Source organism: Streptomyces sp. NPDC058663, assembly GCF_042716745.1.
Lineage (GTDB): Bacteria > Actinomycetota > Actinomycetes > Streptomycetales > Streptomycetaceae > Streptomyces.
On record NZ_JBHXRV010000005.1, the window covers coordinates 99,782 to 119,922 of the forward strand.

Below are 20,141 nucleotides of genomic sequence, written 5' to 3' on the forward strand. Positions count from 1 at the left end.
AGCGAGCACTCCGAGGAGCGGATCCCTCACCTGCCTGACCGATCCCGGCCGCTAGCAGGTCAGGGCAGGCACGACCCCCGCCGGACGGGCGTACGAACATGTGGAAAGCGCATTGCGGACAACCCCCTCACGAGTTCGGATCTCGCATCCTCCGCACCCGCCTGAACAGGCGAAACGAACACCCCGGACCGCAGGGGGTGAAACCTCACGAACGCCACCTGCGGCGGCCATCGGATGCACCATGCTCTATCTGTGCACGGGCCACTTCCGGTCCGCCCGTGCGATCCCGACCTCGCGAGGTGTTCCTGTGACGTCCCGGTCCACGCTGACGGCCTGGTTGGCCGGCCTCGACGCCCCGCGACTGGGGCGTGTGCTCGCCCTGCGGAAGGACGCCTCGGCTCCGCCGGAGCCGCGCTCGCTGGACGAACTGGCGGAACGTCTTCTGCGGCCGGGCTCGGTGGCGCTCGCCCTGCCACAACTCCCACTGCCGTGCCTCCAGGTGGCCGAGGCCCTGGCCGCCTCGGCGAGGCCCATGTCGCGCTGCGCTCTGGCGAAGGCCCTGGGAGCGACGACACCCACCGCCGCTCGGGAACTCGACGCCGTACTGGGGACACTGGCCGATCGCGCGCTGGTCTGGCCTGATGGCGACGAATTTCTTCGCATGGCCGCGCCATTGCGGCAAGCCTGGGAATTCCCCTTGGGCCTTGACGCTCCGTTGGAGGAGCTCCTGGAGGCAATGACCTCCGAGGAACTGCGCGGCATGCTCGTCACGCTGGGCATCAAGCCGCCCGGCACCAGGCAGCTGCGCACGGCCGCCGTCCTGCACCACCATGGCGATCCGGAACGCATCGCTTCCGTGGTCGCGAAGGCTCCCCCCTCCGCCCGCGAGCTGCTCGAGCACCGAGCGAGGTCCGCACCGCGGCACACGGAGTTCCTCGTGTCAGGGGCTCCCGAGCCCGATTGCCGGCCGGGTGAGCGATGGGCCCTCGACCGCGGCTTGCTGATCCGGGACCGTCGCGGGTACGGGCCGCCACGCATGCCCGTCGAAGTGGCGCTCGCACTCCGCGGCCCCGACTGGCGTGCCTCGTTCGATCCTGCACCGCCTGCCGCAGAGATGGTGTCCATCGGCGCTGCCGAGGTGGAACGGGAGGCCGCGGCAGCGGCTACGCGCTTCGCGGCCCACGCCGCCTCCGTCCTGTCGGTCTGCTCGTCGGCTCCCCCGGCCCAGTTGAAGTCCGGTGGGGTGGGCGCACGTGAACTGGGACGGATCGGCAAGGCCGCACAGGCCGATGACGCCGTGGTGCGCATCGTCACGGAGGCCGCGTACTCGGTCGGGCTCCTGGCCACGGACGGCCACCGCGTCGCACCCACCAGGATGTACGACGCCTGGGCGGCGCAGGAACCCGCGGCGCAGTTCGCCGTACTGCTTCAGGCATGGTGGAACTTGGCGCTCACCCCGTCCCAGGCCCGTAACGAGGACGACAAGGTGCTCCCCGCCCTGGCCGGAACATCTCCCTGTGACGGCTGCCTACAGGCTCGCGAGGGGCTCCTCACCGCTGCAGCACGACTCCCGGAGGGGATGGGCATACAGGTCACCACGGACCTGGGCCCGCTCGTGGCCTGGCACCGTCCGCTCGCCCACCTCTCATTCCAGGACGAGGCACCCTTCGCCACCGCTGTCCGCGAGGCCGAGATGTTGGGCGTCATCGCCCGGGGCGCTCTCTCCCCGCTCGGTGCGGGTCTGCTGGCCGGCAACGCGGAGGAACTGGCCGCCCAGTGCCGACGACTGCTGCCCGAGGCCACCGGCACGGCACGGCTCGGCAGCGACCTCACGGCCGTCGTCAGCGGCACGCCCACGGCGAGCCTCGCCCAGCTCCTGGACGCCACCGCGGACCGGGAGACCAGTGGCACGGCCTCTGTATGGCGGTTCAGCGCCGAAAGCATCCGACGCGCCCTGGACGCCGGCCGCACTGCGGACAAGGTCTCCGCCGAGCTGGCCGCCATCGCCGAGGGGGTCCGTGCCGCCGCTCTGCCGCAGCCCCTGTCCCACCTCATCGCCGATGCCGCACGCCGTCATGGCCGTGTGCGCGTCGCCCCTGCCTCCTGCGTCGTACACGGCGACGAACCGTCCCTCCTGACCGAAATCGCCGCCCACCGAGGACTCGCCCCGCTCGGGCTGCGGCTGCTCGCCCCGACGGTGCTCGTCAGCGCCGGCACACCTGACCAGACCCTTGCCGCGCTCCGGGTCCAGGGCTATGCCCCCGTGGCCGAGGCCCCGGACGGGACGGTACGCATCGAGAGGGTCCCACCCCGGCGGGCTGCCGCTCTTCCGACCCCACGAAAGCCGTCCGTGAAGAACGGCGGACGACTCGCGGCACGCAAAGCAGCGGAGGTGTCGGGGGGCATCGGCTCACGCGCTGTGGCTGCCCGACTGCTGGCGGCCCCGCCGACCGTCCCGGACCCCGACCCCTTCGGCGGCGGAGGCCCCTTCGGTACGGACACCGAGGAGATCGTCGCCGGGTACGCGAAGCAGCTGACCTACACCGACGTCCGCCAACTGGGCCACGCCCTCGACACCGGTACGGACATCACGGTCGAATACGTCGCCGTCTCGGGCAGCCGCACCGTACGCACCCTCAGCCGCCTCGAACTCGACCCGCCCTACCTCGAAGCCTGGTGCCACCTGCGCGAAGCCGAACGTGTCTTCACGCTCTCCCGCATCCACGGTGTCATGCCGGTCTAGGCGAGGCCGCGCACACAAGGCCGGCGCTGCAGCCCGAGGATCAGACGGACGGAGTCCTCCACACGGTGCAGTCCCCCCGAGCGAGCGGCCCCGGCCGGGTACCCCGCCGGCCGCCCCGGCACACCGCTCCCGGCACGCCGCCCAGGTGTTCCAGGGCGCCGCCGTGAACGGGCGAGACCTCACCGCTCCGTTCTGCCGTGGTCCTGGACCAGGATGGCGGCCTGGACGCGGGAGCGGAGGCCGAGTTTGGAGAGGATGTGGGAGACGTGGGACTTGACCGTGGCCTCGGTGATGTACAGACGGTGGGCGATCTCCTGGTTGGAGAGGCCTTCGCCCAGGCAGTCCAGGACGTCGCGTTCGCGGTCGGTGAGCTGGTCGAGGCCCTCGGGGTGGGACTGGAGGGTGTTGCTCGTGCCGGCGAAGTGGGCCATCACGCGGCGGGTGACCTGGGGGGCCAGTACGCCGTCGCCCTGGGCGACCAGGTGGATCGCCTCGATCAGGCGCAGCGCCTCGACCGATTTGATGAGGAAGCCCGCGGCGCCGGCCTGGAGGGCGGCGTAGACGTATTCGTCCAGGTCGAACGTGGTCAGGACCAGCACCTGGCACACGTTCTCCTGGACCAGCGTGCGGGTGGCCACGATGCCGCCGCCGCCCGGCATCCGTACGTCCATCAGGACGATGTCGGGGCGCAGTTCGCGGGCGAGGCGCACCGCGCTCGTGCCGTCGACGGCTTCGCCGACCACCGTGATGCCGCCGGCCTGTTCCAGTACGAGGACCAGACCCGCCCGTACCGCGGCGTGGTCGTCGGCCACCAGGACCTTGATGCTCATGAGTGTTCGTGTTCCCTTTCCGGTCCCAGCGGGAGTACCGCGTGGACCCGCCAGCAGCCGTCGGCGGGGGCTGCCGAGACCGTTCCGCCGATCGCCGCGGCCCGCTCGCGCATGTTGAGCAGGCCGGTGCCCGCGCCGGGGAGCGCGGGTTCCTTGGCGTCGGTCAGCTTGCTGGTGACCTCCACGTGGAGGTCACCGTCCCGCGCGTGCACCGCGACCCAGGCCCGGGACCCCGCGGCGTGCTTGGCCGCGTTGGTGAGTGCCTCCTGCACGATGCGGTAGGCGGCGAGGTCCACCGTGGTGGGGATGGCCGGGGGGAGGGCCGGAGCGGCCACTGCGGCGGGTTCAGCGTTGGCCTCCCCAGGCGCATCCGGAGTGGCCTCCCAAGGCGTCTTCGGAGTGGCCTCCGGCGTGGTCAGGGACACGTCCAGGCCCGTGGCGCGGGCCGAGTCCAGGAGGACGTCCAGGTCGGCGAGGCGGGGCGGGGAGGCCTGGGGCATCTGCTGCTCGTCCGCGTTCTGGCCGCGCAGCAGCTCGATCATCGCGCGCATCTCGGTGAGCGCCTCGACGCTGTTCTTCCGGATGGACCGCAGCACCGCGTTGACAGCCTGGCCGTCGCTCGCCATCGTGCCCACCGCGTCCGACTGGATGGCGATCGCGGACAGGTGCCCCGCGATCACGTCGTGCAGGTTCCTGGCCATCCGCGCCCGCTCCTCCGACACGGCCGTCCGCCGGTCGAGTTCGGCGATCCTGGCCTGCTGCCTGGCACGGGTGCGGGCGGCCTCGGCCTCCTCGCGTTCCTGGCGTACCGTCATCGCCCACCAGACCGGCACGAAGACGATCGTCAGCATCAACAGGATGAGCAGCACCGCCACTTGCCAGTCGCCCACGGTCCACAGCAGGACCGTGGTGACCGCCACGACCAGGGCGATGACACCGCGGATGAGGGTGCGGCTCTGGCGGCGGGAGCCGTGCAGGGTGGCGCTGTACAGCAGTTCCGAGACCACCAGCAGCATCGAGATGCTGAAGCCCATCAGGACGTCGGCCACACAGCAGACCAGGCCGGCCCCCAGCGCGGGCAGCGGCAGGTGTCTGCGCACCAGTACGGCCACGCACGCGCAGGCGAGCGGGATCAGCCGCCAGGCGATCGACAGGTTCCACAGCGCCAGTGTGTGCACGTCCCGGAAGAAGGGATACCAGCCGACCAGGTAGAGGAAGGCCCCCAGCAAGAACAGGGCCACGGCCGGCAGGACGTCCTTCCGGTCGGGGTGAAAGCTCCGGTCCCGCAGGACTCCCAGACCCACCATGAATTCATAAAATCACAACCGGCCAACGGAATTGGCGCGCAGCCGCCTGCTCCGAAGGTAACTCCATCGAAGCCTGCTGGAGCGCCCACAGGGCACCCGCAGCGCCGTGCGCCCGCCAGGCTCGCGGGCCCCGCCCTGTTCAGGTACTGGTCCGGGTCGCCGGGGAAGAGGCGGTCGGTCCTGCCGGGACCGGCCATCACGGAGAGCCAGGCGGCCAGGGACGCGAGGAGTGCGTCCGGGTCGCTTTCGCCGGAGCGGGTGGCCGGGTCGCTTTCGCCGGAGCGGCTGGCCGAGGCGCATTTCGCCGGTGCGGCTGGCGGGGCCGACGTCGTCGAGGCGTGTGGCCCGCGTGCTCCCATCCGCCCTCCTCCCCGCTGCTGGCAGCCCCGTCGTGCGCGGCGTCGCGTCGAAGTGGGCCGCCGGCAGGTACAAAGCTGCCCGGATCAGCGCGGGCAGGGTGTGGACGTTGAACGCGCCGGCGGTCAGCTGGACCCGCCGGGCGTCGTAGGTCATGAAGAGGAAGTCAGCCGGATGACCGCCTCGCCGCCGTAGGAGCTCTTTCCGCGGTCCTGCTCGTCGGCGGTGATCGCTATCTCGTACGACCGGTGGCTGACTGATGAATCGGCCCTGCATCCTGATTTGTCCCCCGTGATGAATCTTAAGCACACCGGAATAACCGGATCAGAAAAGTACGAAGGGCCACCGGCCGCCGCATCCTGCTGCGTACGGCCGCGTAACAGGGCGGGGCCTGCTCACGTACAGCCCCTGAACCGGTCGCAGCACCCTCATTACGACCCCGGAAAGCACCGGTCCGGCTCCCGGGACCTCGTTCTGAGGGCTGGGAGCCGGAGGGGTTCGCTACTTGCGGGCGACGGACTTGTACAGCCCGTAGACGACCTCCAGCGCCCCCAGCACCATGAGGACGACGCCGAGCTTGGTCAGCGTGACGACCGGCGTTTCGATAGTGCCGGTGAACCTCCAGAGCACCACTCCGATGACGAAGGTGACTGCGCCGGCGAGCACTGCTTTCGTTCCTGAATTCATTGTGCACCCTTCTCTTCCCGCTCTCGGCCTTCGTCACCACACCACAAAGAACGTGGCCGCGCCAAAGACTGTAAGCACGGGAATGATTCGACAAAACACTTCTTCGACAGGCCTCGGACAATGTGAAGCAGAGTGGTATCTGGGAAGGGCCGACCAGCAATGCGGTTACAGCAAATTTGGTTCGAGATCGCCCAGCCGGACGTCCACGCGTTCGCCGACGTCACCCGCGACTGGCAGGACATCCAGGTGGACCCGGACCGGGCGGCCGAGGGTCCGTACGGCACACCGGTGGCCCGCGGTTTTTACGTCCTGTCGCTCGTCACCTTCCCGACGGACAGCCTGCTGGACCTCGACTGGTCCGCTTCGGGCCTCAACCAGCGGCCGGGCCGGGCTCTAACCGGCCCACCCCGCCGCCTCGTTGCCCCGGCGCCCGGAACTCGCCGCGCCCCGGCCCGCCGCCGACGCCTGACCCGGTGGCCGGTGCCTGGCCCGCCCGCCGGTGCCTGACCCGGCGGGCGGAGCGGTGACATCGGGCGGCGGCCTCAGTCGGACGGGGCCGGGCTCTCCACCGGGCCCTGTCTCACCCGCAGCTGCTCGGCGAACTCCCGCCACAGGCGGCGTTCTTCCTTGCTACCTCCACTAGCAAGTGGGACTGGTGGGGCGGGAGTCTGTCGATGAACCGGCTCCATTCCTCGGGGGAGATGACCCGGGCCTCCCTCCAGCGAAGGATGTTCCGACCGGCCGGGTCGAGCTGCAGGGACGGGTCCTGCGCAGCCGCTCCAGCGTCTCGGCGACGACGGGCTCCGGGGCGTGGCCGGCCTCCCGCAGGACGGATCCGGCACCGGCGTCGACACCGCGGTCACGACTGACGGGAGCGGCAGCTCCCATGGCCCTGCCGTCCCCCGGCGACCCAGCCGTCCTCACGGCCCCCGCAGTCCTTGTAGCCCCGGCGGTCCTTGCTGCCCCGGCGGTCCCGGCAGTCCCCGCATTTCCCGTGGTCCTGGTTGTCCTGGATGCCTGCGGTGGAACTGTTCTGAACCGGACTCCCCATCGCCTCTCCCCGTGTGGTCCGTCATCCCTCGTACCGGCATCCTTCCACCGCCCGGCGTGCGCCGCACCCTACGAAAGGACGAGACAGGAGGGGGTCAAGTGGCTTACCGGGAGCACTGCTTGGCAGCCCGGAGGGGGGCTGTCCCCCCTCTTGTCCGGCAGGCTCCCACCCCTCCGTTCGGCAGGCTCGCACCATCCTCTTCCGGCCCCGGTTCCGGGATCGTTTCCCTTGCGACGACCCCGCCGCGACGAGACGGCCCCACCGCGACGATTCGAGGCCCGCCATGACCGCCATGACCACCGGAACCTTCCCCGCACCGGCACCCGCACCCCCGGTTTCGGCCCCGGTACCCCCGGTCCCGGCCGTGGGCTTCCTGCGCGGGCCGTTCGCCGCGGCGACGTACCGGGAGATCGGGTACACGCTCACCTCCCTGCCGGTGGCGGTCGCCGGGTTCGCCTTCGCGGTGACGATGTTCACGCTGGGCACCGGGCTCGTGGTGACCGTCCTGGGGCTGCCGGTGCTGGCCGCGACCCTGGTGGCGGCGCGCGGTCTGGGGGCCGCCGAGCGCGGGCGGGCCCGGCACGGCCTCGGGCTGGACGTGGCGGGGCCGGAGCCGGTGGCCGGGGACGGGCGGGCCGGGTTCTGGGCGGCGACGGCGCGGCGGCTCAAGGACGCGGCCGGATGGAAGGCGCTGCTGTTCCAGGTGCTGATGCTGCCGTGGCGGATGCTGAGCTTCGTGCTCACGGTGACGTTCCTGACCGTGGGCTGGGCGGTCGCCCTGCTGCCCGCCTACAACTGGGTGTTCGCCAGGTACGTCGACGGCTGGACCGGCTACCGGATCTACGACTACACCTCGGGCGGCATCCGCCACGTCTACGACCTCACCACGCCCACCCAGCTCGCCGCGGTGTCGCTGGTCGGACTCCTCCTCGTCTTCCTCACCCCGAAGCTGGTCCACGCCCTGACCCAGGTGGACCGCGCGGCGGTGCGGGGGCTGCTGGGCCGGTGAACGCACGCGCGCCGGCGCACCGTACGCGAGCGCAGGCGCCCACACGGAAGGGGCCCGCACCGGGTGCACTCCGGTTCGGGCCAAGCAGGAGGGGCCCGCACCGGATGAACTCCGCTGCGGGCCCCTCCTGTTGGCTGGATCAGCCCCGTGCGCCCGCCTTGCGGCGGCGGGCGACGAACACCGCGCCCGCGCCGAGGAGGACCGTCGCACCGGCCGCGAGGCCGAGCTGCGGGGTGCCGGACGAACCGGTCGCCGCGAGGCTGCCGCCGGTACCGGTGCCGACGGGGGTGGTGCCCGCGCCGCCCTGCGGTACCGGGACCCGGGTCGCGTCCTTCACCTCGGTGGGCGTGGAGTCCTCGACCTTGCCGGGCTTGCTGCCCGCGGCGAGGATCTCGAAGCCGTACTCCTTGAGGTCGTTGCTGCCGCAGGAGCCGTTGTCGTTCCAGTAGTCACCGGCGACGAACGCGATGCCCTCGGCGGCCGGGGCCTTCTTGTCGACGATCAGCCGCATCTTCAGGTCGGCGGAGGCGCCGGCCTTCAGGTGGGTGACGGTGCCCGCGTACTGGGCCTCCTTGACGTCCTTGAAGGCGTTGGAGCCGGCCGGGGCGGACTGGAGGCGGAGCAGCTTGCTGATGTCGTCGTAGTGGGATGAGGCGTTGCCGTAGACGGTGGCGAACGGCTTGACCTCGTCGATCTCCTTGCCGGTGCCGTTGGTGACCCGCAGCGTGAAGTCGACCGTGGTGCCCGCGACGACCTTGGACGGCAGGCCGTTCAGCGTGGTGGAGAGCGCCTCGTCCATCCTGCACTCGTCGTCGACCGGCGGCACGGTCGGGTCGACCGGCGGCACGGTCGGGTCCACCGGGGGCTTGGTGGGGTCGATCGGGGGCTTGGTCGGGTCGACGGGCGGCTTGGTCGGGTCGGGCTTGGCGGCCTCGTCCTGGGCGGCCTTGAGCGCCTTGTCGGCGGCGTCCTTGCTCACCTTGGCGTTGTCGAGCGCGGCGTTCGCGGAACCGAGCTTGCGGAGCGCATCGACGCGGGCGTCGTCCCGCACCTTGTAGGCGGCCTTGAGCGCCTCGTCGGCCTCGGTCTTGGCCGCTCCCTTGGCGACGACGTCCTTCTCCGCGTCGGCGACGGCCTTCTCGGCGGCGGTCGTGTCCGCCCCTTCCGGCAGCGCCAGGAGGGCGGCGTTCGCGTCGGCGAGCGCCTTGTCCGCGGCCTTCTTCGCGGCGCTCGCGGCGTCCGCGGTCTTCTGCGCCTCGGCGGCCTTCACGGCGGCCGGCGTGTCGTCCGACATCACCTCGTCGACCGCCTGGGTGGCGGCCACCTGGGCGGCCACGGCCTCGTCGTACGCCTTCTTCGCGTCGGCGGCGGCCTTCTCGAGGGCCTCCAGCTCTGCCGGGGTGGGCTTGGCCTTCTGGTCCTGCGCCTGAGCGGCGGGGGCCGGGCCGGCCGCGAAGGCGGTACCGGCCGAGAGGAACAGCACGGGCGTGGTGACGGCGGCGGCCACGGCCGTCGCGAGCATGCGGCGAATTTTCACGCGAGCCCTTATCTGGGAGAAACGAAAGAAGAAGCAAAAGACAGAGGGCGAGCCGCCGCGGAGCCCTGCTCCCACGCGGGCGACTGCTCCGAGATCGTAAGACCGGAACGCGCCACGGAAAAGAAAGAATTGGCACCGGAGGAAGCGGCGCCAGAACCATCCTCGGAACAAAGGGGACCAATTGCGGGCAGTTGCCCGCGGGGCAGTCGATTCCTCTGTGATCTAATTCACTGCGCGGCCCCCACGAAGGCCGCCACCCGCCCCTCGGGCCGGCTCCGGGCGACCTCGGCGGCCGTGCGCGCGAAGGCGCGCAGCGCCTGCGTCTCGTCGCCCGTCCGCCACACCAGACCGTGCCCGACCGGCGCCGCGTCCACGAAGGGCACATAGGCGATGCCCGGCCTGCGGTAGTACGTCGCCGCGTGCGCGGGAGCGAGCAGCGCGCCCTTCCCGGCCGCCACCAGCACCAGCGCCTCCTGCATGTGGGTCACCGCGGGAGCGCGCGGGATCTCCCGGCCGCCGGGGGTACGCGTCGGCGCCAGGAACTCCTGCCAGTAGTCGGGCAGCGCGCCCAGGCCCGGCATCAGCGCGACCTCCGCCAGGTCCTCCACCGACAGGGCGGCCCGAGCGGCGAACGGGTGCCCGGCCGACACGGCAAGGACGCGTTCCTCGGTGAGGAGCGGCTCGCTGCTCGTCCTCAAATCGCTTTCGCGGGCCGGGAATTCGGTGAGCTGGAGGTCGAATTGCCCGCTGCGCAGCGAACCGTACGGATCCGAAAACGGAATTTCGCAGATTTCCACCACCATTTCCGGATGACGTTCCCGCAGCACATCCGCCGCTTTCAGGACGATCTCCCCACCGAGCGGGCTGGAGAACCCGACGAAAAGGGTCGAGCCGACACCGCGCGCGCTCTCCACGGCCCTGGCCAGCGCCGCGTCGATGGCGCGGTGGTGCGGCTCCAGGTCGGTGCGGAGCTGCTTGCCGAGAGCGGTGAGCGCGACCCTGCGGCTCGTCCGCACGAACAGCGGGGCGCCGACCCGGCGCTCCAGGCGCTGCACCAGCTGGCTGACCCGGGCGCGGGACAGCCGCATGCGGTCGGCGGTGCGGCCGAAGTGCAGCTCCTCGGCGAGCAGCAGGAAGCATTCCAGTTCGTCGCGTTCCATTGCGCGTGCACCTCGGATGCGTCGGGTCCGGTACGGCGGTGGGACTGGTACGGCGGTGGGACCGGTACGGCGGTGGCGGAGGGTCCGGTGCGGCGTCGGGTCCGGTAAGGCGGCCCAGGTCGGCCCGGCCGGATCGGTAAGCCCGGCCGGATCGGTCGGCCCGGCCGGGCCGGTTAGCCCGGCCGGATCGGTAAGCCTGACTGAACTAACGTTGCGTTCTTCGCCGTTGTTCCGCCCCGTGCCCTGGCCGAGGGTTGCGGCATGACCTCCACACCCCCCGTACCCGCCCTGTCCGGCATGTCCGCACGCCAGTGGGGCGTGCTCCTCGTCCTGTGCGGCGCGATCTTCCTCGAAGGCATCGACATCGGCATGCTCAATGTCGCCCTGCCCACCATTCGCAACGAACTCGGTTTGGAAATTGGCGAGTTGCAATGGGTGGTGAGCGCGTACGTGCTCGGCTACGGCGGCTTCATGCTGCTCGGCGGGCGGGCCGCCGACCTCCTGGGGCGGCGCCGGATGTTCGTGCTCGCGCTCACCGTCTTCATCGGCTTCTCCGGGCTCGGCGGGTTCGCCACCGAGAGCTGGATGCTGCTTCTCTCGCGCTTCGTGACCGGAGTCTCCGCCGCCTTCATGACCCCGGCGGGACTGTCGATCATCACCACGGGGTTCCCCGAAGGCCCGCAGCGCACCCGGGCGCTGCTCTTCTACTCGGGCACCGGTGCCGCCGGCTTCACGGTCGGCCTGGTGGCGGGCGGACTGCTCACCTCGTTCGGCTGGCGCTGGGTGTTCTTCGCGCCGGTCGTGCTGGCCACGGTGATCCTGGTCGCGGCGCTCACCGTCGTACCGAGGACCGCACGCCCCGACCGCGGCGGGCACCGGATGGACTTCGCGGGCAGCGCCGTGCTCACCGCCGCGATCGTGGCTCTGGTGCTCGGCGTCGAACGGGCACCGCACGCGGGCGCCGTGACGACGGTGGCCACGATCGGCGGCGCCCTCGCCCTGCTGGCCGCCTTCACCGTGATCGAACGCCGCGCCGAGCGCCGTGGGGCGATGCCTCTGGTACGGCTCGGAATCCTTCGCTCCGCCTCGCTGGTCAGGGCGAACGTGGCCGCGATGCTGTTCGTGGGCGGGTTCTTCGCCTTCCAGTTCCTGGTCGTGCTCTATCTCCAGGAGATGCGCGAGTGGTCCACCCTCGCCACCAGCCTCGCCATGCTCGCCACCGGACTCGACGTACTCCTGGCACCGACGCTGACCCCCGTCCTGGTGGCCAGGTTCGGCAATGCGCGGGTGATCTTCGGCGGACTGCTGTCGGCGGTTGTCGCGTACGCGCTGTTCCTGCCGGTCGGCGCCGACTGGGCGTACCTGGCGATGCTGCCGAGCCTGGTGCTGGTCGGGATCGCCTTCGCGCTGGCATACGGGCCGCTGACCATCACCGCCACGGAGGGCATCGCTGCCAAGGAGCAGGGGCTGGCCGGCGGACTGCTCTACACCTGCTCCCAGTTCGGCGCGGCCCTGGGCCTTTCGACGGCGAGCGCGGTCAACACGGCTGCCACGCACGGCACTTCACCGGCCGCGCTGCTGGAGGGGTACCGGGCGGCCCTGTGGGTGCCGCTGGTGGCCGTGCTGCTGGCGACGGTCGTCGGAGCCTTCGGCCTCAAGCGGCCCGCCACCGGATCCGCAGCACACCCCCGTCGGGGGACGCAAGAGCGCCATTCGGCCTCCACGGAGCGCCCACCCGCACAGACTTCCGCACACTCGACCGTGTGAGTTATGGCACAGGCATTCCCAGAAGCCTCCCGAGTCGCTAGCTTCCCCTCACGTTTGTTCGCACCGAGAGGATCCCTGTGAACGCTTCATCCCGCAGTCGCAGAGCCATGGCCGCCGTCGCGTCCCTGGCCATCGCCACCCCGCTCCTGCTCGCCGCGGCCTCTCCGGCCACCGCCCAGCGGGCCGGCGCGGACCCGGCGAAGGAGGCCGCCAAGCTGGCGAAGAAGCTGGTGAAGGACTCGTCCGGGGAGGGCGCGTACCAGCACCTGAAGCAGTTCCAGGCGATAGCGGACTCGGCCGGCGGCCACCGCGCCGCGGGCTCGCTGGGCCACGATGCGTCCGGCGCGTACGTCTTCAGCCTGCTGAAGAAGGCGGGCTACGACGTCCACTACGAGACGTTCGAGTTCATGTCCATCAAGACCGAGGCCGAGAAGCTCTCGGTGGTCTCGCCCGCCCCGCGCGACGTGAACATCATCGCGATGTCCTACACGAAATCCACCCCCGTCGGTGGCCTGAAAGCACCCCTGGCGGCCGTCCCGGTGGACGCCACCACGGGCTGCGAGGCCACCGACTACGCGGCCGGGTTCGCCGGAAAGATCGCCCTGATCAAGCGCGGCGGCTGCTCCTTCGCCCAGAAGCAGGCGACCGCCGCCGCCGCGGGGGCCACCGGAGCGGTGATCTACAACAACGAGGCCGGCGCACTCAACGGCACTCTCGGCAGCCCCGAGGACGGCAAGATCCCCACTGGCGGCGTCTCCCAGGCCGACGGTGAGGCGCTGGCCGCCGACCTGGCCAAGGGCCCGGTGACCATCAACCTGGACATCCGCCAGCTCCAGCAGACGAAGACCACCCGCAACGTCATCGCGGAGACCAAGGGCGGCAACGCCGACAACACGGTCATGCTCGGCGCCCACCTCGACTCGGTGGCCGAGGGGCCCGGCATCAACGACAACGCGTCGGGCTCGGCCGGTCTGATCGAGGTCGCGCTCAAGCTGGCGAAGGCGACCAAGGAGGGCAAGCAGCCCGCCAACAAGGTCCGCTTCGCCTGGTGGTCGGCCGAGGAGGTCGGCCTGCTCGGCGCCGAGGACTACGTCGCCAAGCTCACCCCCGAGCAGCTCAAGAAGATCAAGCTCTACCTGAACTTCGACATGATCGCCTCGCCGAACTTCGGGCAGTTCGTGTACGACGGCGACAACTCCGACGGCGTCGGCGAGGGCGCAGGCCCCGAGGGCTCCGCCCAGCTGGAGAAGGGGATCAACGACTTCCTCGACAGCCGCGGGCTCCCGCACGAGGGCACCGACTTCAGCGGCCGCTCGGACTACGGCCCGTTCATCGCGGTGGGCGTCCCCTCCGGCGGTACGTTCACCGGTGCCGAGGGCATCAAGACCCCGGCTCAGGCCGCGAAGTTCGGCGGCACGGCGGGCGTCGCGTACGACAAGTGCTACCACGCGAAGTGCGACGACCTCTCCAACGTCAACAAGCAGGCGCTCGACATCAACGTCGACGTCATCGCGAACGCGGTCGGCATCTACGCGCACGACCTCAGCTCGCTGACCAAGCCGGTCGTCTCGAAGCCGACCACCGGCGGCGACAGTGGCTCCGGCGGCCACCACGGCCACGACGAGGCGCTCACGTCCTGACGTCCTGACAGCGATGACGTCCTGACAGCGATGACAGCGCTGACGTCCTGACCAGTGAGGTCCTGTGAAGCGGTGGTACGGCCCCGGCACCCCCGGCCCGTACCACCACCGGTCGCGCCCCTCTCAAGCCGCGAGGCCGAGCACCAGGGCCCCGGCCACCGGTGCCGCGTACACCAGCGGGAAGGGGAGGTGCGCGTACCAGCGGGCCCGCGCCACGGTGATCACCGCGCCGGTGAAGTACAGCACCAGGGCGACGGCCGCCACGGTCCCGACCACCGGCAGGAACAGCCCGGCCAGCAGCCCCAGCGCCCCCAGCGCCTTCGCGGTGCCGAGCCACGGCGTCCAGGCCTGGGGGACGCCGTAGTCCCTCATCGGCTCGACCGCCCACGAGGCACCCAGCAGTGCCGAACCGGCCGAGAAGGCGGTCATGGCGGCGGCGACAGCGGTGACGACGACATAGCTGGTCGACATGGCGGAACTCCTCATCAGGCGTGTCCCGGAACGGGTGAGGCCCGCTCCGGCAGGCCCCTTCCGGGCCCGTCACCCCTATGACTCGCGCCGCCCGGAAAGTGTGACCGCCCCCGCGAAAAACTCTCCGCCCGACCGCCCCTCCGAAGGCCCTGCCGACCGCCCGAGCGCCCCACCGAAAGCCCTGCCGACCACCCGACCGGACCGTCGGCCCTGCGCCGCCGCTAGGCCACCGCCGTGGACGACGAGGACGCCGAAGCGGACGGGGACGACCGGGCCGGGCACAGGTCGAAGTGGCTGATCCGGCAGGTGTCCGCCGGTATCGCCGACCCCAGGTTCACCGCCGTACCGTCCCCCGCGATCCGCCACCGCTTGCCCGCCGGTACGGACCCGACGGCCCGCTCCCCCGGCTCGATCAGGATCCACTTGCCGCGCACCGTCCGGTGCCACTCGGCCGAGGCCCCGCACCGCTTGCACGCCGTACCCGCCGGGCTGCGCGGATCCGGCACGGCCCGCAACTGCCGCGCCGCGGAGCCCAGTTCGATCGCGGTACTGGCCAGCACCTCCGCGAGCAGCACCGGCTCGTGCCCCCCGTGCCCGCGCTCGCAGGCCGTGCACACGGACCGCCCCAGCACCGACCGCCACCTGCCGTGCGGTCCACCGCACGCGTCACATCCGTACGAAATCATGACCCCCACCCGCAAACCACGTCGTTTACAGCTGACGTGAAGAATGCTTCCACAGGGGTCTGACAATCAGTCGTGCCGAGAGAGCTCGGTGAACCACTCCCGTCCCAGCAGCCCCGCGAACATCCATACCGGCATGCGCACCAGCGCCCGGAAGCCCACCGCGCCGCTCCCCGTCCCCCATACCTGGGACCCGTGCGCCGCGAGGGCCGCCTGTTTGCGGGCCGCGTACCGCCGGCCGTCGATGGCGTGCGTGATCGACGCGTGCGGGGTGTACTCGACGCGCAACTGCCCCTTCCGCCACTCCCCCGGCTTCAGCAGCAGCCCCGGCCGCCCGAGCAGCGCGGTCAGGCGGATCAGCCGGATCGCCGCGCCGGGCGCGACGGCCGCCGCCAGCACCCTCGGTACGCCCGCCAGTGCGGCCGCCCGCACGGCCACCTCGTGCGCCCGTACGTGGTCGCGGTGGCCGTACCCGCCCCGCGCGTCGTGCGTCAGCAGCAGATCCGCCCGCTCCTCGCGCAGCACCTCGGCCAGCCGCCCGGCCGCCTCGTCGGCGCTCGCCCGCACGAAACGCGCCCGGTCCGGCGGATCCGGGTAGAGGTCCCTGCCGTGCCCGCTGTCCGCGTATCCGAGGTGGAGGACCCGGACGGCCCCCAACTCCTGCGCGGCGGCGTGCAGTTCCCCGAGCCGGAGTGGATCGGCGGGCGCCGGACCCATCTCCCCGTCGGTCGCGGTGACCAGCACCACCCGGTGCCCCTCGGCCGCTGCGCGGGCCAGTGTTGCCCCGGCGTGCAGGACCTCGTCGTCGGGATGGGCGAAGAAAGCCAGCAAAGTTGCCATGCGACCCGAGTGAACCACCTCGGTCCGAATCCGGTCCTCTACTGTGGAAGGCTTTATGCGGACCCTACGCGGACCGCAGCCGCCGCCGACGACCACCGACCCACGGGGGACACAGAGATGAGCCACCACCAGCCGCCGCAACCGACCGTACTGGGCTACCCGCGCGCCCGGCTCCTGCGCATCCTGGCCGGATTCCCCGCCGCGGGGCTCGGACTCGGCTTCGCGCTGCCGCCGGTGGCCCGGTGGCTGGACGGGATGTCGCTGCTGCCGCTGGGCAACGTCTTCGCGTTCGTCGGCGACATGGAGGCGACCTGGCAGGCGGCGACGTTCGCGCTCGCCATGACGCTCCTGGGGCTGCTCGCCGCCTTCGTCGCCGTCGCTGACTCGGTGAAGGTGACGCTCGACGGCGACACGCTCGGGATCGAGTTCGGCGACCGGCAGAAGCCGCTGTCGCTGCGCCGGGAGCGGGTGGCCGCCGTCCTCGTCGAGGGCAAGGACCTCGTCGTGCTCGACTCGGCGGGCCGGCCGCTGGCCCGCGCCCCGCACCGGGCGTCCCGCACCGCCCTGGCCCAGGCGTTCCGCGCCCACGGCTACCCCTGGCAGGACTCCCGCGAGGCGTCCGCCGCCCCGGTGGCGCCGCGTCCGCTCTCACCTGCGGCGGCGTGACGTCCCGAAGAGGGACCTGCTGATCTCCCGCCCCAGCTGCGTACCGATCGACCGCGCGAGCGATTTGAACATCCCGCTGCCCACCACCTGTTCGACCAGCGAAGGGTCCTCCCGCTCCGGGGCGGTGCCCCGCGGCGCGGGGGCCGGTTCGGCGGCCGCCGGGGCCGCCCGCAGCTTCTCGTACGCCGACTCCCGGTCCACCGCCTGCGCGTAACGCCCGTACAGCGGGGACGACTCGACCGCCCGCGCCAGCGCCTCGTCCCCGACCGGGCCCATCAGCGACTCGGGGGCCCGCAGCCGGGTCGCCGCCACCGGCGTCGGCGCCCCCCGCTCGTTCAGTACGGTGATCACCGCCTCGCCCGTACCGAGGCCCGGCAGGACTTCCTGAAGGTCGTACGGCGAGTGCGGAAAGGTCCTCACGGTCGCCCGCAGTGCCTTGGCGTCGTCCGGGGTGAACGCCCGGAGCGCGTGCTGCACCCGGTTGCCGAGCTGGGCCAGCACGTCGGCCGGGACATCCTTCGGTGTCTGCGTCACGAAGAAGACCCCGACACCCTTCGAACGGATCAGCCGCACCGTCTGCGTGACCGATTCGAGGAACGCCTTCGACGCGTCGTGGAAGAGGAGGTGCGCCTCGTCGAAGAAGAAGACGAGCCCCGGCCGGTCGAGGTCGCCGACCTCGGGCAGGTCGTGGAAGAGGTCCGCGAGCAGCCACATCAGGAAGGTGGAGAAGAGCTGCGGCTTCTGCTGCACGGCGGCCAGCTCCAGCACCGAGACCAGCCCCCGCCCGTCCGGCGTCTGCCGCAGCAGCTCGGCGGTGTCGAACTCGGGCTCCCCGAAGAAGTCCCCGGCCCCCTGCTGCTCGAACGCGGTCAGCGCCCGCAGGATCACCCCGGCCGTCACCGTCGAGAGCCCGCCGATCCCCTTCAGCTCCGCCTTGCCCACGTCGGAGGTGAGGAAGGCGACGACGGCCCGCAGGTCCTTCAGGTCCACCAGCTCCAGGCCCTTGGCGTCCGCGTAGTGGAAGATCAGGCCCAGCGACTGCTCCTGCGTCCGGTTGAGCTGGAGGACCTTGGCGAGCAGTACGGGGCCGAAACTGGTCACCGTCGCCCGCAACGGGATGCCCGGACCGATCCCGCCGAGCGCGTAGAACTCGCAGGGGAAGCCGGCGGCCTGCCACCGCTGGCCGACAGCCGCCGCCCGCTCCCGCACCTTCTCGTTCTCCTCGCCGGGCGCCGATATGCCCGACACATCGCCCTTGATGTCGGCGAGGAACACCGGCACCCCCTGGGCCGAGAGCTGTTCGGCGATCAGCTGGAGCGTCTTCGTCTTGCCGGTGCCGGTCGCGCCCGCGACGAGCCCGTGCCGGTTCAGCACGGCGAGCGGGATCCGGATCGGCGCCTCGGGCAGACAGGCCCCGTCCCACAGCAGCGCACCAAGATCCAGAGCGGGCCCTTCGAAGGCGTAACCGCCCGCAATCGTCGCTCCGGCGTCACCCATGTCACCGGAGGGGGTAGTTCCGCTCATCGTTTGCTCCCGTTCTGGTGCTGAATACGACCTTTGCATCCCTCTTTCCTGGCTGCGCCCGGAGCACCTTGACCGGTAGGCTTTCCGTGTGATCTTCAAGCGCATCGGAAACGGCCGGCCGTACCCCGACCACGGCCGGGAAAGCACCCGGCAGTGGGCGGACGTCGCGCCGCGCCCGGTCCGCCTCGATCAGCTCGTCACCACCAAGGGCCAGCTGGATCTCGAAACCCTCCTCGCCGAGGACTCGACCTTCTACGGCGACCTCTTCGCGCACGTCGTGAAGTGGCAGGGCGACCTCTACCTGGAGGACGGGCTGCACCGCGCGGTGCGTGCCGCGCTGCAGCAGCGCCAGGTACTGCACGCCCGCGTCCTCGACCTGGGCTGACCGCACCTCTCCACCGGTTCGCACCCAATGCCCCATTGACCCTTTCGGGTTGGGCTTGGCCGATGATTGACCCATTCGTTGATCATTTAGTACGCATTGCTGCCGGCCGGCACTACGCTGCGGCCATGAGCATGCTGACTCCCCCCGGCATGGGCGGAAAGTACCGCATCACGGGTAACGCCTACCCCCGGATGCGCCGCCCCCGTAACCGCCGCAGGATCGTCCTGCTTGTGGTGTCCTGCATCGCCGCCCTGGGCCTGGTCGGGTGGGGAACGCTGCAGCTCATCGACGTCTTCACCGGTGGTGAGAAGAAGGCGGTGGCAGGCGGCAGGCAGCCCGACTGCAAGCCCGCGGCGACCCCCGGACCCACCCCCGCGGGCAAGCCCCCGAAGCCCGCCGCGATCAAGGTCAACGTCTACAACGCGACCCCGCGCAGCGGCCTCGCCCGGCAGGTCGGGGACGAGCTGCGCAAGCGCGGCTTCCAGGTCGTGAAGTTCACCAACGCGCCTCCCGAGTACGACAAGAAGGTCAAGGCCGCCGCCCTGCTGGTCGGCGCCCCGGCGTCCCTGGACAGCCTGCTCCCGGTGCTCGGCACGCAGGTCAAGGGCGCCCAGAAGAAGGCCGACACCCGCTCCGGGCAGGACGTGGACCTGATCATCGGCAACGCGTTCAAGTCCCTGGACACCAAGAAGGACGCGGACGCGGCCCTGGCCGCCCTGGCCAAGCCCGCCCCCGCGCCCTCCGGAAAGTGCTGAGTCAAGCGCGCGCAACGCCTTCGGGGCCCGTCCGGCGCATCGTGCCGGGCAGGCCCCTGTCGCTACGCCGTCCGTGTCACTCCGCGGTGCCGTACATCCGGTCACCCGCGTCGCCCAGGCCCGGCACGATGTAGCCGTTCTCGTTGAGCCGCTCGTCGACCGAGGCCGTCACGACGGTGACCGGCGTACCGGCCAGCTCGCGCTCCATGACCTCGACGCCCTCCGGCGCGGCGAGCAGCACGACGGCGGTGACGTCGTCCGCGCCGCGCTTGATGAGCTCCCTGATGGCCGCGACGAGCGTGCCGCCGGTCGCCAGCATCGGGTCGAGCACGTACACCTGGCGGCCGGAGAGGTCCTCGGGCATCCGGGTCGCGTACGTCTCCGCCTGGAGGGTCTCCTCGTTGCGGATCATGCCGAGGAAGCCCACTTCGGCGGTCGGCAGCAGCCGGACCATGCCGTCGAGCATGCCGAGCCCGGCACGCAGGATCGGTACGACCAGGGGGCGCGGGTAGGACAGCTTGACGCCCGTGGTCGGGGTGACCGGCGTCTCGATGTCGACCTGCTCGGTGCGCACGTCCCGGGTGGCCTCGTACGCGAGCAGGGTGACCAGCTCGTCGGCGAGGCGCCGGAAGGTGGGGGAATCGGTGCGCTTGTCGCGCAGCGTGGTGAGTTTGTGCGCCACCAGCGGGTGGTCGACGACGTGTATCCGCATGATTCAACAGTAACCGG

At 71.2% G+C, this 20,141-nt stretch carries 18 protein-coding genes; 8 read left to right on the forward strand and 10 right to left on the reverse strand.

Features of this window, described 5'->3' with window-relative positions; all coding sequences use genetic code 11:
• Window positions 1-307: 307 nt before the first annotated feature.
• On the forward strand, window positions 308-2,743 hold the full coding sequence (locus ACFWVV_RS05295) for a helicase-associated domain-containing protein (protein ID WP_384343381.1): 2,436 nt from the start codon (window positions 308-310) through the stop codon (window positions 2,741-2,743).
• Window positions 2,744-2,922: 179 nt separating this feature from the next.
• On the opposite strand, the gene ACFWVV_RS05300 is transcribed toward ACFWVV_RS05295, so the two are convergent.
• The 3 genes from ACFWVV_RS05300 to ACFWVV_RS05310 all read right to left on the reverse strand — a co-directional run bounded on the left by ACFWVV_RS05300 (window position 2,923) and on the right by ACFWVV_RS05310 (window position 5,924).
• Window positions 2,923-3,573, reverse strand: coding sequence for a response regulator (locus ACFWVV_RS05300; protein ID WP_384343378.1), 651 nt, complete (start codon window positions 3,571-3,573; stop codon window positions 2,923-2,925).
• Window positions 3,570-4,880 (reverse strand): sensor histidine kinase, encoded by a 1,311-nt coding sequence (locus ACFWVV_RS05305; RefSeq protein ID WP_384343375.1) that lies wholly within the window; start codon window positions 4,878-4,880, stop codon window positions 3,570-3,572. The genes ACFWVV_RS05300 and ACFWVV_RS05305 overlap by 4 nt, the downstream gene beginning before the upstream one ends.
• 858 nt (window positions 4,881-5,738) lie before the next feature.
• Window positions 5,739-5,924 (reverse strand): DUF5708 family protein, encoded by a 186-nt coding sequence (locus ACFWVV_RS05310; RefSeq protein WP_384343372.1) that lies wholly within the window; start codon window positions 5,922-5,924, stop codon window positions 5,739-5,741.
• A 159-nt stretch (window positions 5,925-6,083) separates the two neighbouring features.
• Here ACFWVV_RS05310 and ACFWVV_RS05315 point away from each other — a divergent pair, with 159 nt between their 5' ends.
• A complete protein-coding gene (locus ACFWVV_RS05315) occupies window positions 6,084-6,431 on the forward strand; it encodes a MaoC/PaaZ C-terminal domain-containing protein (RefSeq protein WP_384343369.1) in 348 nt (115 codons plus the stop codon).
• An 836-nt stretch (window positions 6,432-7,267) separates the two neighbouring features.
• A complete protein-coding gene (locus tag ACFWVV_RS05320; RefSeq protein WP_384343366.1) occupies window positions 7,268-7,984 on the forward strand; it encodes a sensor domain-containing protein in 717 nt (238 codons plus the stop codon).
• A gap of 139 nt (window positions 7,985-8,123) precedes the next feature.
• On the opposite strand, the gene ACFWVV_RS05325 is transcribed toward ACFWVV_RS05320, so the two are convergent.
• On the reverse strand, window positions 8,124-9,506 hold the full coding sequence (locus ACFWVV_RS05325) for an LPXTG cell wall anchor domain-containing protein (protein ID WP_384343363.1): 1,383 nt from the start codon (window positions 9,504-9,506) through the stop codon (window positions 8,124-8,126).
• A gap of 242 nt (window positions 9,507-9,748) precedes the next feature.
• Window positions 9,749-10,681, reverse strand: a complete 933-nt coding sequence (locus ACFWVV_RS05330) for a LysR family transcriptional regulator (RefSeq protein WP_384343360.1) — start codon at window positions 10,679-10,681, stop codon at window positions 9,749-9,751.
• A 297-nt stretch (window positions 10,682-10,978) separates the two neighbouring features.
• Here ACFWVV_RS05330 and ACFWVV_RS05335 point away from each other — a divergent pair, with 297 nt between their 5' ends.
• Window positions 10,979-12,448 (forward strand): MFS transporter, encoded by a 1,470-nt coding sequence (locus ACFWVV_RS05335; RefSeq protein WP_384343612.1) that lies wholly within the window; start codon window positions 10,979-10,981, stop codon window positions 12,446-12,448.
• 107 nt (window positions 12,449-12,555) lie between these two features.
• Window positions 12,556-14,088, forward strand: a complete 1,533-nt coding sequence (locus ACFWVV_RS05340; protein ID WP_384343609.1) for a M28 family metallopeptidase — start codon at window positions 12,556-12,558, stop codon at window positions 14,086-14,088.
• Between the two features lie 123 nt (window positions 14,089-14,211).
• On the opposite strand, the gene ACFWVV_RS05345 is transcribed toward ACFWVV_RS05340, so the two are convergent.
• The 3 genes from ACFWVV_RS05345 to ACFWVV_RS05355 form a co-directional block, all read right to left on the reverse strand.
• Window positions 14,212-14,559, reverse strand: coding sequence for a DoxX family protein (locus ACFWVV_RS05345; protein WP_384343357.1), 348 nt, complete (start codon window positions 14,557-14,559; stop codon window positions 14,212-14,214).
• Window positions 14,560-14,780: 221 nt separating this feature from the next.
• On the reverse strand, window positions 14,781-15,191 hold the full coding sequence (locus ACFWVV_RS05350; RefSeq protein WP_384343354.1) for a DUF6083 domain-containing protein: 411 nt from the start codon (window positions 15,189-15,191) through the stop codon (window positions 14,781-14,783).
• Between the two features lie 120 nt (window positions 15,192-15,311).
• A complete protein-coding gene (locus ACFWVV_RS05355) occupies window positions 15,312-16,082 on the reverse strand; it encodes a PIG-L family deacetylase (protein ID WP_384343351.1) in 771 nt (256 codons plus the stop codon).
• Between the two features lie 117 nt (window positions 16,083-16,199).
• On the opposite strand from ACFWVV_RS05355, the gene ACFWVV_RS05360 reads away from it, so the two are divergent.
• A complete protein-coding gene (locus tag ACFWVV_RS05360) occupies window positions 16,200-16,748 on the forward strand; it encodes a hypothetical protein (protein ID WP_384343348.1) in 549 nt (182 codons plus the stop codon).
• On the opposite strand, the gene ACFWVV_RS05365 is transcribed toward ACFWVV_RS05360, so the two are convergent.
• Window positions 16,731-18,272 (reverse strand): helicase HerA-like domain-containing protein, encoded by a 1,542-nt coding sequence (locus ACFWVV_RS05365; protein WP_384343345.1) that lies wholly within the window; start codon window positions 18,270-18,272, stop codon window positions 16,731-16,733. The two genes, ACFWVV_RS05360 and ACFWVV_RS05365, sit on opposite strands and share 18 nt — an antisense overlap.
• 88 nt (window positions 18,273-18,360) lie before the next feature.
• Between ACFWVV_RS05365 and ACFWVV_RS05370 the strand changes: the two genes are divergently transcribed.
• Together ACFWVV_RS05370 and ACFWVV_RS05375 are read left to right on the forward strand one after the other, a co-directional pair.
• Window positions 18,361-18,657: a type II toxin-antitoxin system VapB family antitoxin gene (locus ACFWVV_RS05370; protein ID WP_096626547.1), complete on the forward strand. Its 297-nt coding sequence runs from the start codon at window positions 18,361-18,363 to the stop codon at window positions 18,655-18,657.
• Between the two features lie 125 nt (window positions 18,658-18,782).
• Window positions 18,783-19,412 carry a LytR C-terminal domain-containing protein gene (locus ACFWVV_RS05375; protein WP_384343342.1) on the forward strand — a complete coding sequence of 210 codons (630 nt, stop codon included), beginning with the start codon at window positions 18,783-18,785 and terminating at the stop codon, window positions 19,410-19,412.
• A 76-nt stretch (window positions 19,413-19,488) separates the two neighbouring features.
• Here ACFWVV_RS05375 and upp read toward each other — a convergent pair whose 3' ends face one another.
• Window positions 19,489-20,124 (reverse strand): uracil phosphoribosyltransferase, encoded by a 636-nt coding sequence (gene upp / locus ACFWVV_RS05380; RefSeq protein WP_384343339.1) that lies wholly within the window; start codon window positions 20,122-20,124, stop codon window positions 19,489-19,491.
• Window positions 20,125-20,141: the final 17 nt, after the last annotated feature.

Excerpts from the sequence above, each read along its gene's own strand:
- ACFWVV_RS05365 (WP_384343345.1), bottom strand. The coding sequence starts at position 18,272 with ATGAGCGGAACTACCCCCTCCGGTGACATGGGTGACGCCGGAGCGACG.
- ACFWVV_RS05360 (WP_384343348.1), top strand. The coding sequence starts at position 16,200 with ATGAGCCACCACCAGCCGCCGCAACCGACCGTACTGGGCTACCCGCGC.
- ACFWVV_RS05315 (WP_384343369.1), top strand. The coding sequence starts at position 6,084 with ATGCGGTTACAGCAAATTTGGTTCGAGATCGCCCAGCCGGACGTCCAC.
- ACFWVV_RS05320 (WP_384343366.1), top strand. The coding sequence starts at position 7,268 with ATGACCACCGGAACCTTCCCCGCACCGGCACCCGCACCCCCGGTTTCG.
- ACFWVV_RS05300 (WP_384343378.1), bottom strand. The coding sequence starts at position 3,573 with ATGAGCATCAAGGTCCTGGTGGCCGACGACCACGCCGCGGTACGGGCG.
- ACFWVV_RS05335 (WP_384343612.1), top strand. The coding sequence starts at position 10,979 with ATGTCCGCACGCCAGTGGGGCGTGCTCCTCGTCCTGTGCGGCGCGATC.
- ACFWVV_RS05375 (WP_384343342.1), top strand. The coding sequence starts at position 18,783 with ATGAGCATGCTGACTCCCCCCGGCATGGGCGGAAAGTACCGCATCACG.
- ACFWVV_RS05345 (WP_384343357.1), bottom strand. The coding sequence starts at position 14,559 with ATGTCGACCAGCTATGTCGTCGTCACCGCTGTCGCCGCCGCCATGACC.
- ACFWVV_RS05310 (WP_384343372.1), bottom strand. The coding sequence starts at position 5,924 with ATGAATTCAGGAACGAAAGCAGTGCTCGCCGGCGCAGTCACCTTCGTC.
- ACFWVV_RS05325 (WP_384343363.1), bottom strand. The coding sequence starts at position 9,506 with ATGCTCGCGACGGCCGTGGCCGCCGCCGTCACCACGCCCGTGCTGTTC.
- ACFWVV_RS05340 (WP_384343609.1), top strand. The coding sequence starts at position 12,556 with ATGGCCGCCGTCGCGTCCCTGGCCATCGCCACCCCGCTCCTGCTCGCC.
- upp (WP_384343339.1), bottom strand. The coding sequence starts at position 20,124 with ATGCGGATACACGTCGTCGACCACCCGCTGGTGGCGCACAAACTCACC.
- ACFWVV_RS05305 (WP_384343375.1), bottom strand. The coding sequence starts at position 4,880 with ATGGTGGGTCTGGGAGTCCTGCGGGACCGGAGCTTTCACCCCGACCGG.
- ACFWVV_RS05330 (WP_384343360.1), bottom strand. The coding sequence starts at position 10,681 with ATGGAACGCGACGAACTGGAATGCTTCCTGCTGCTCGCCGAGGAGCTG.
- ACFWVV_RS05355 (WP_384343351.1), bottom strand. The coding sequence starts at position 16,082 with ATGGCAACTTTGCTGGCTTTCTTCGCCCATCCCGACGACGAGGTCCTG.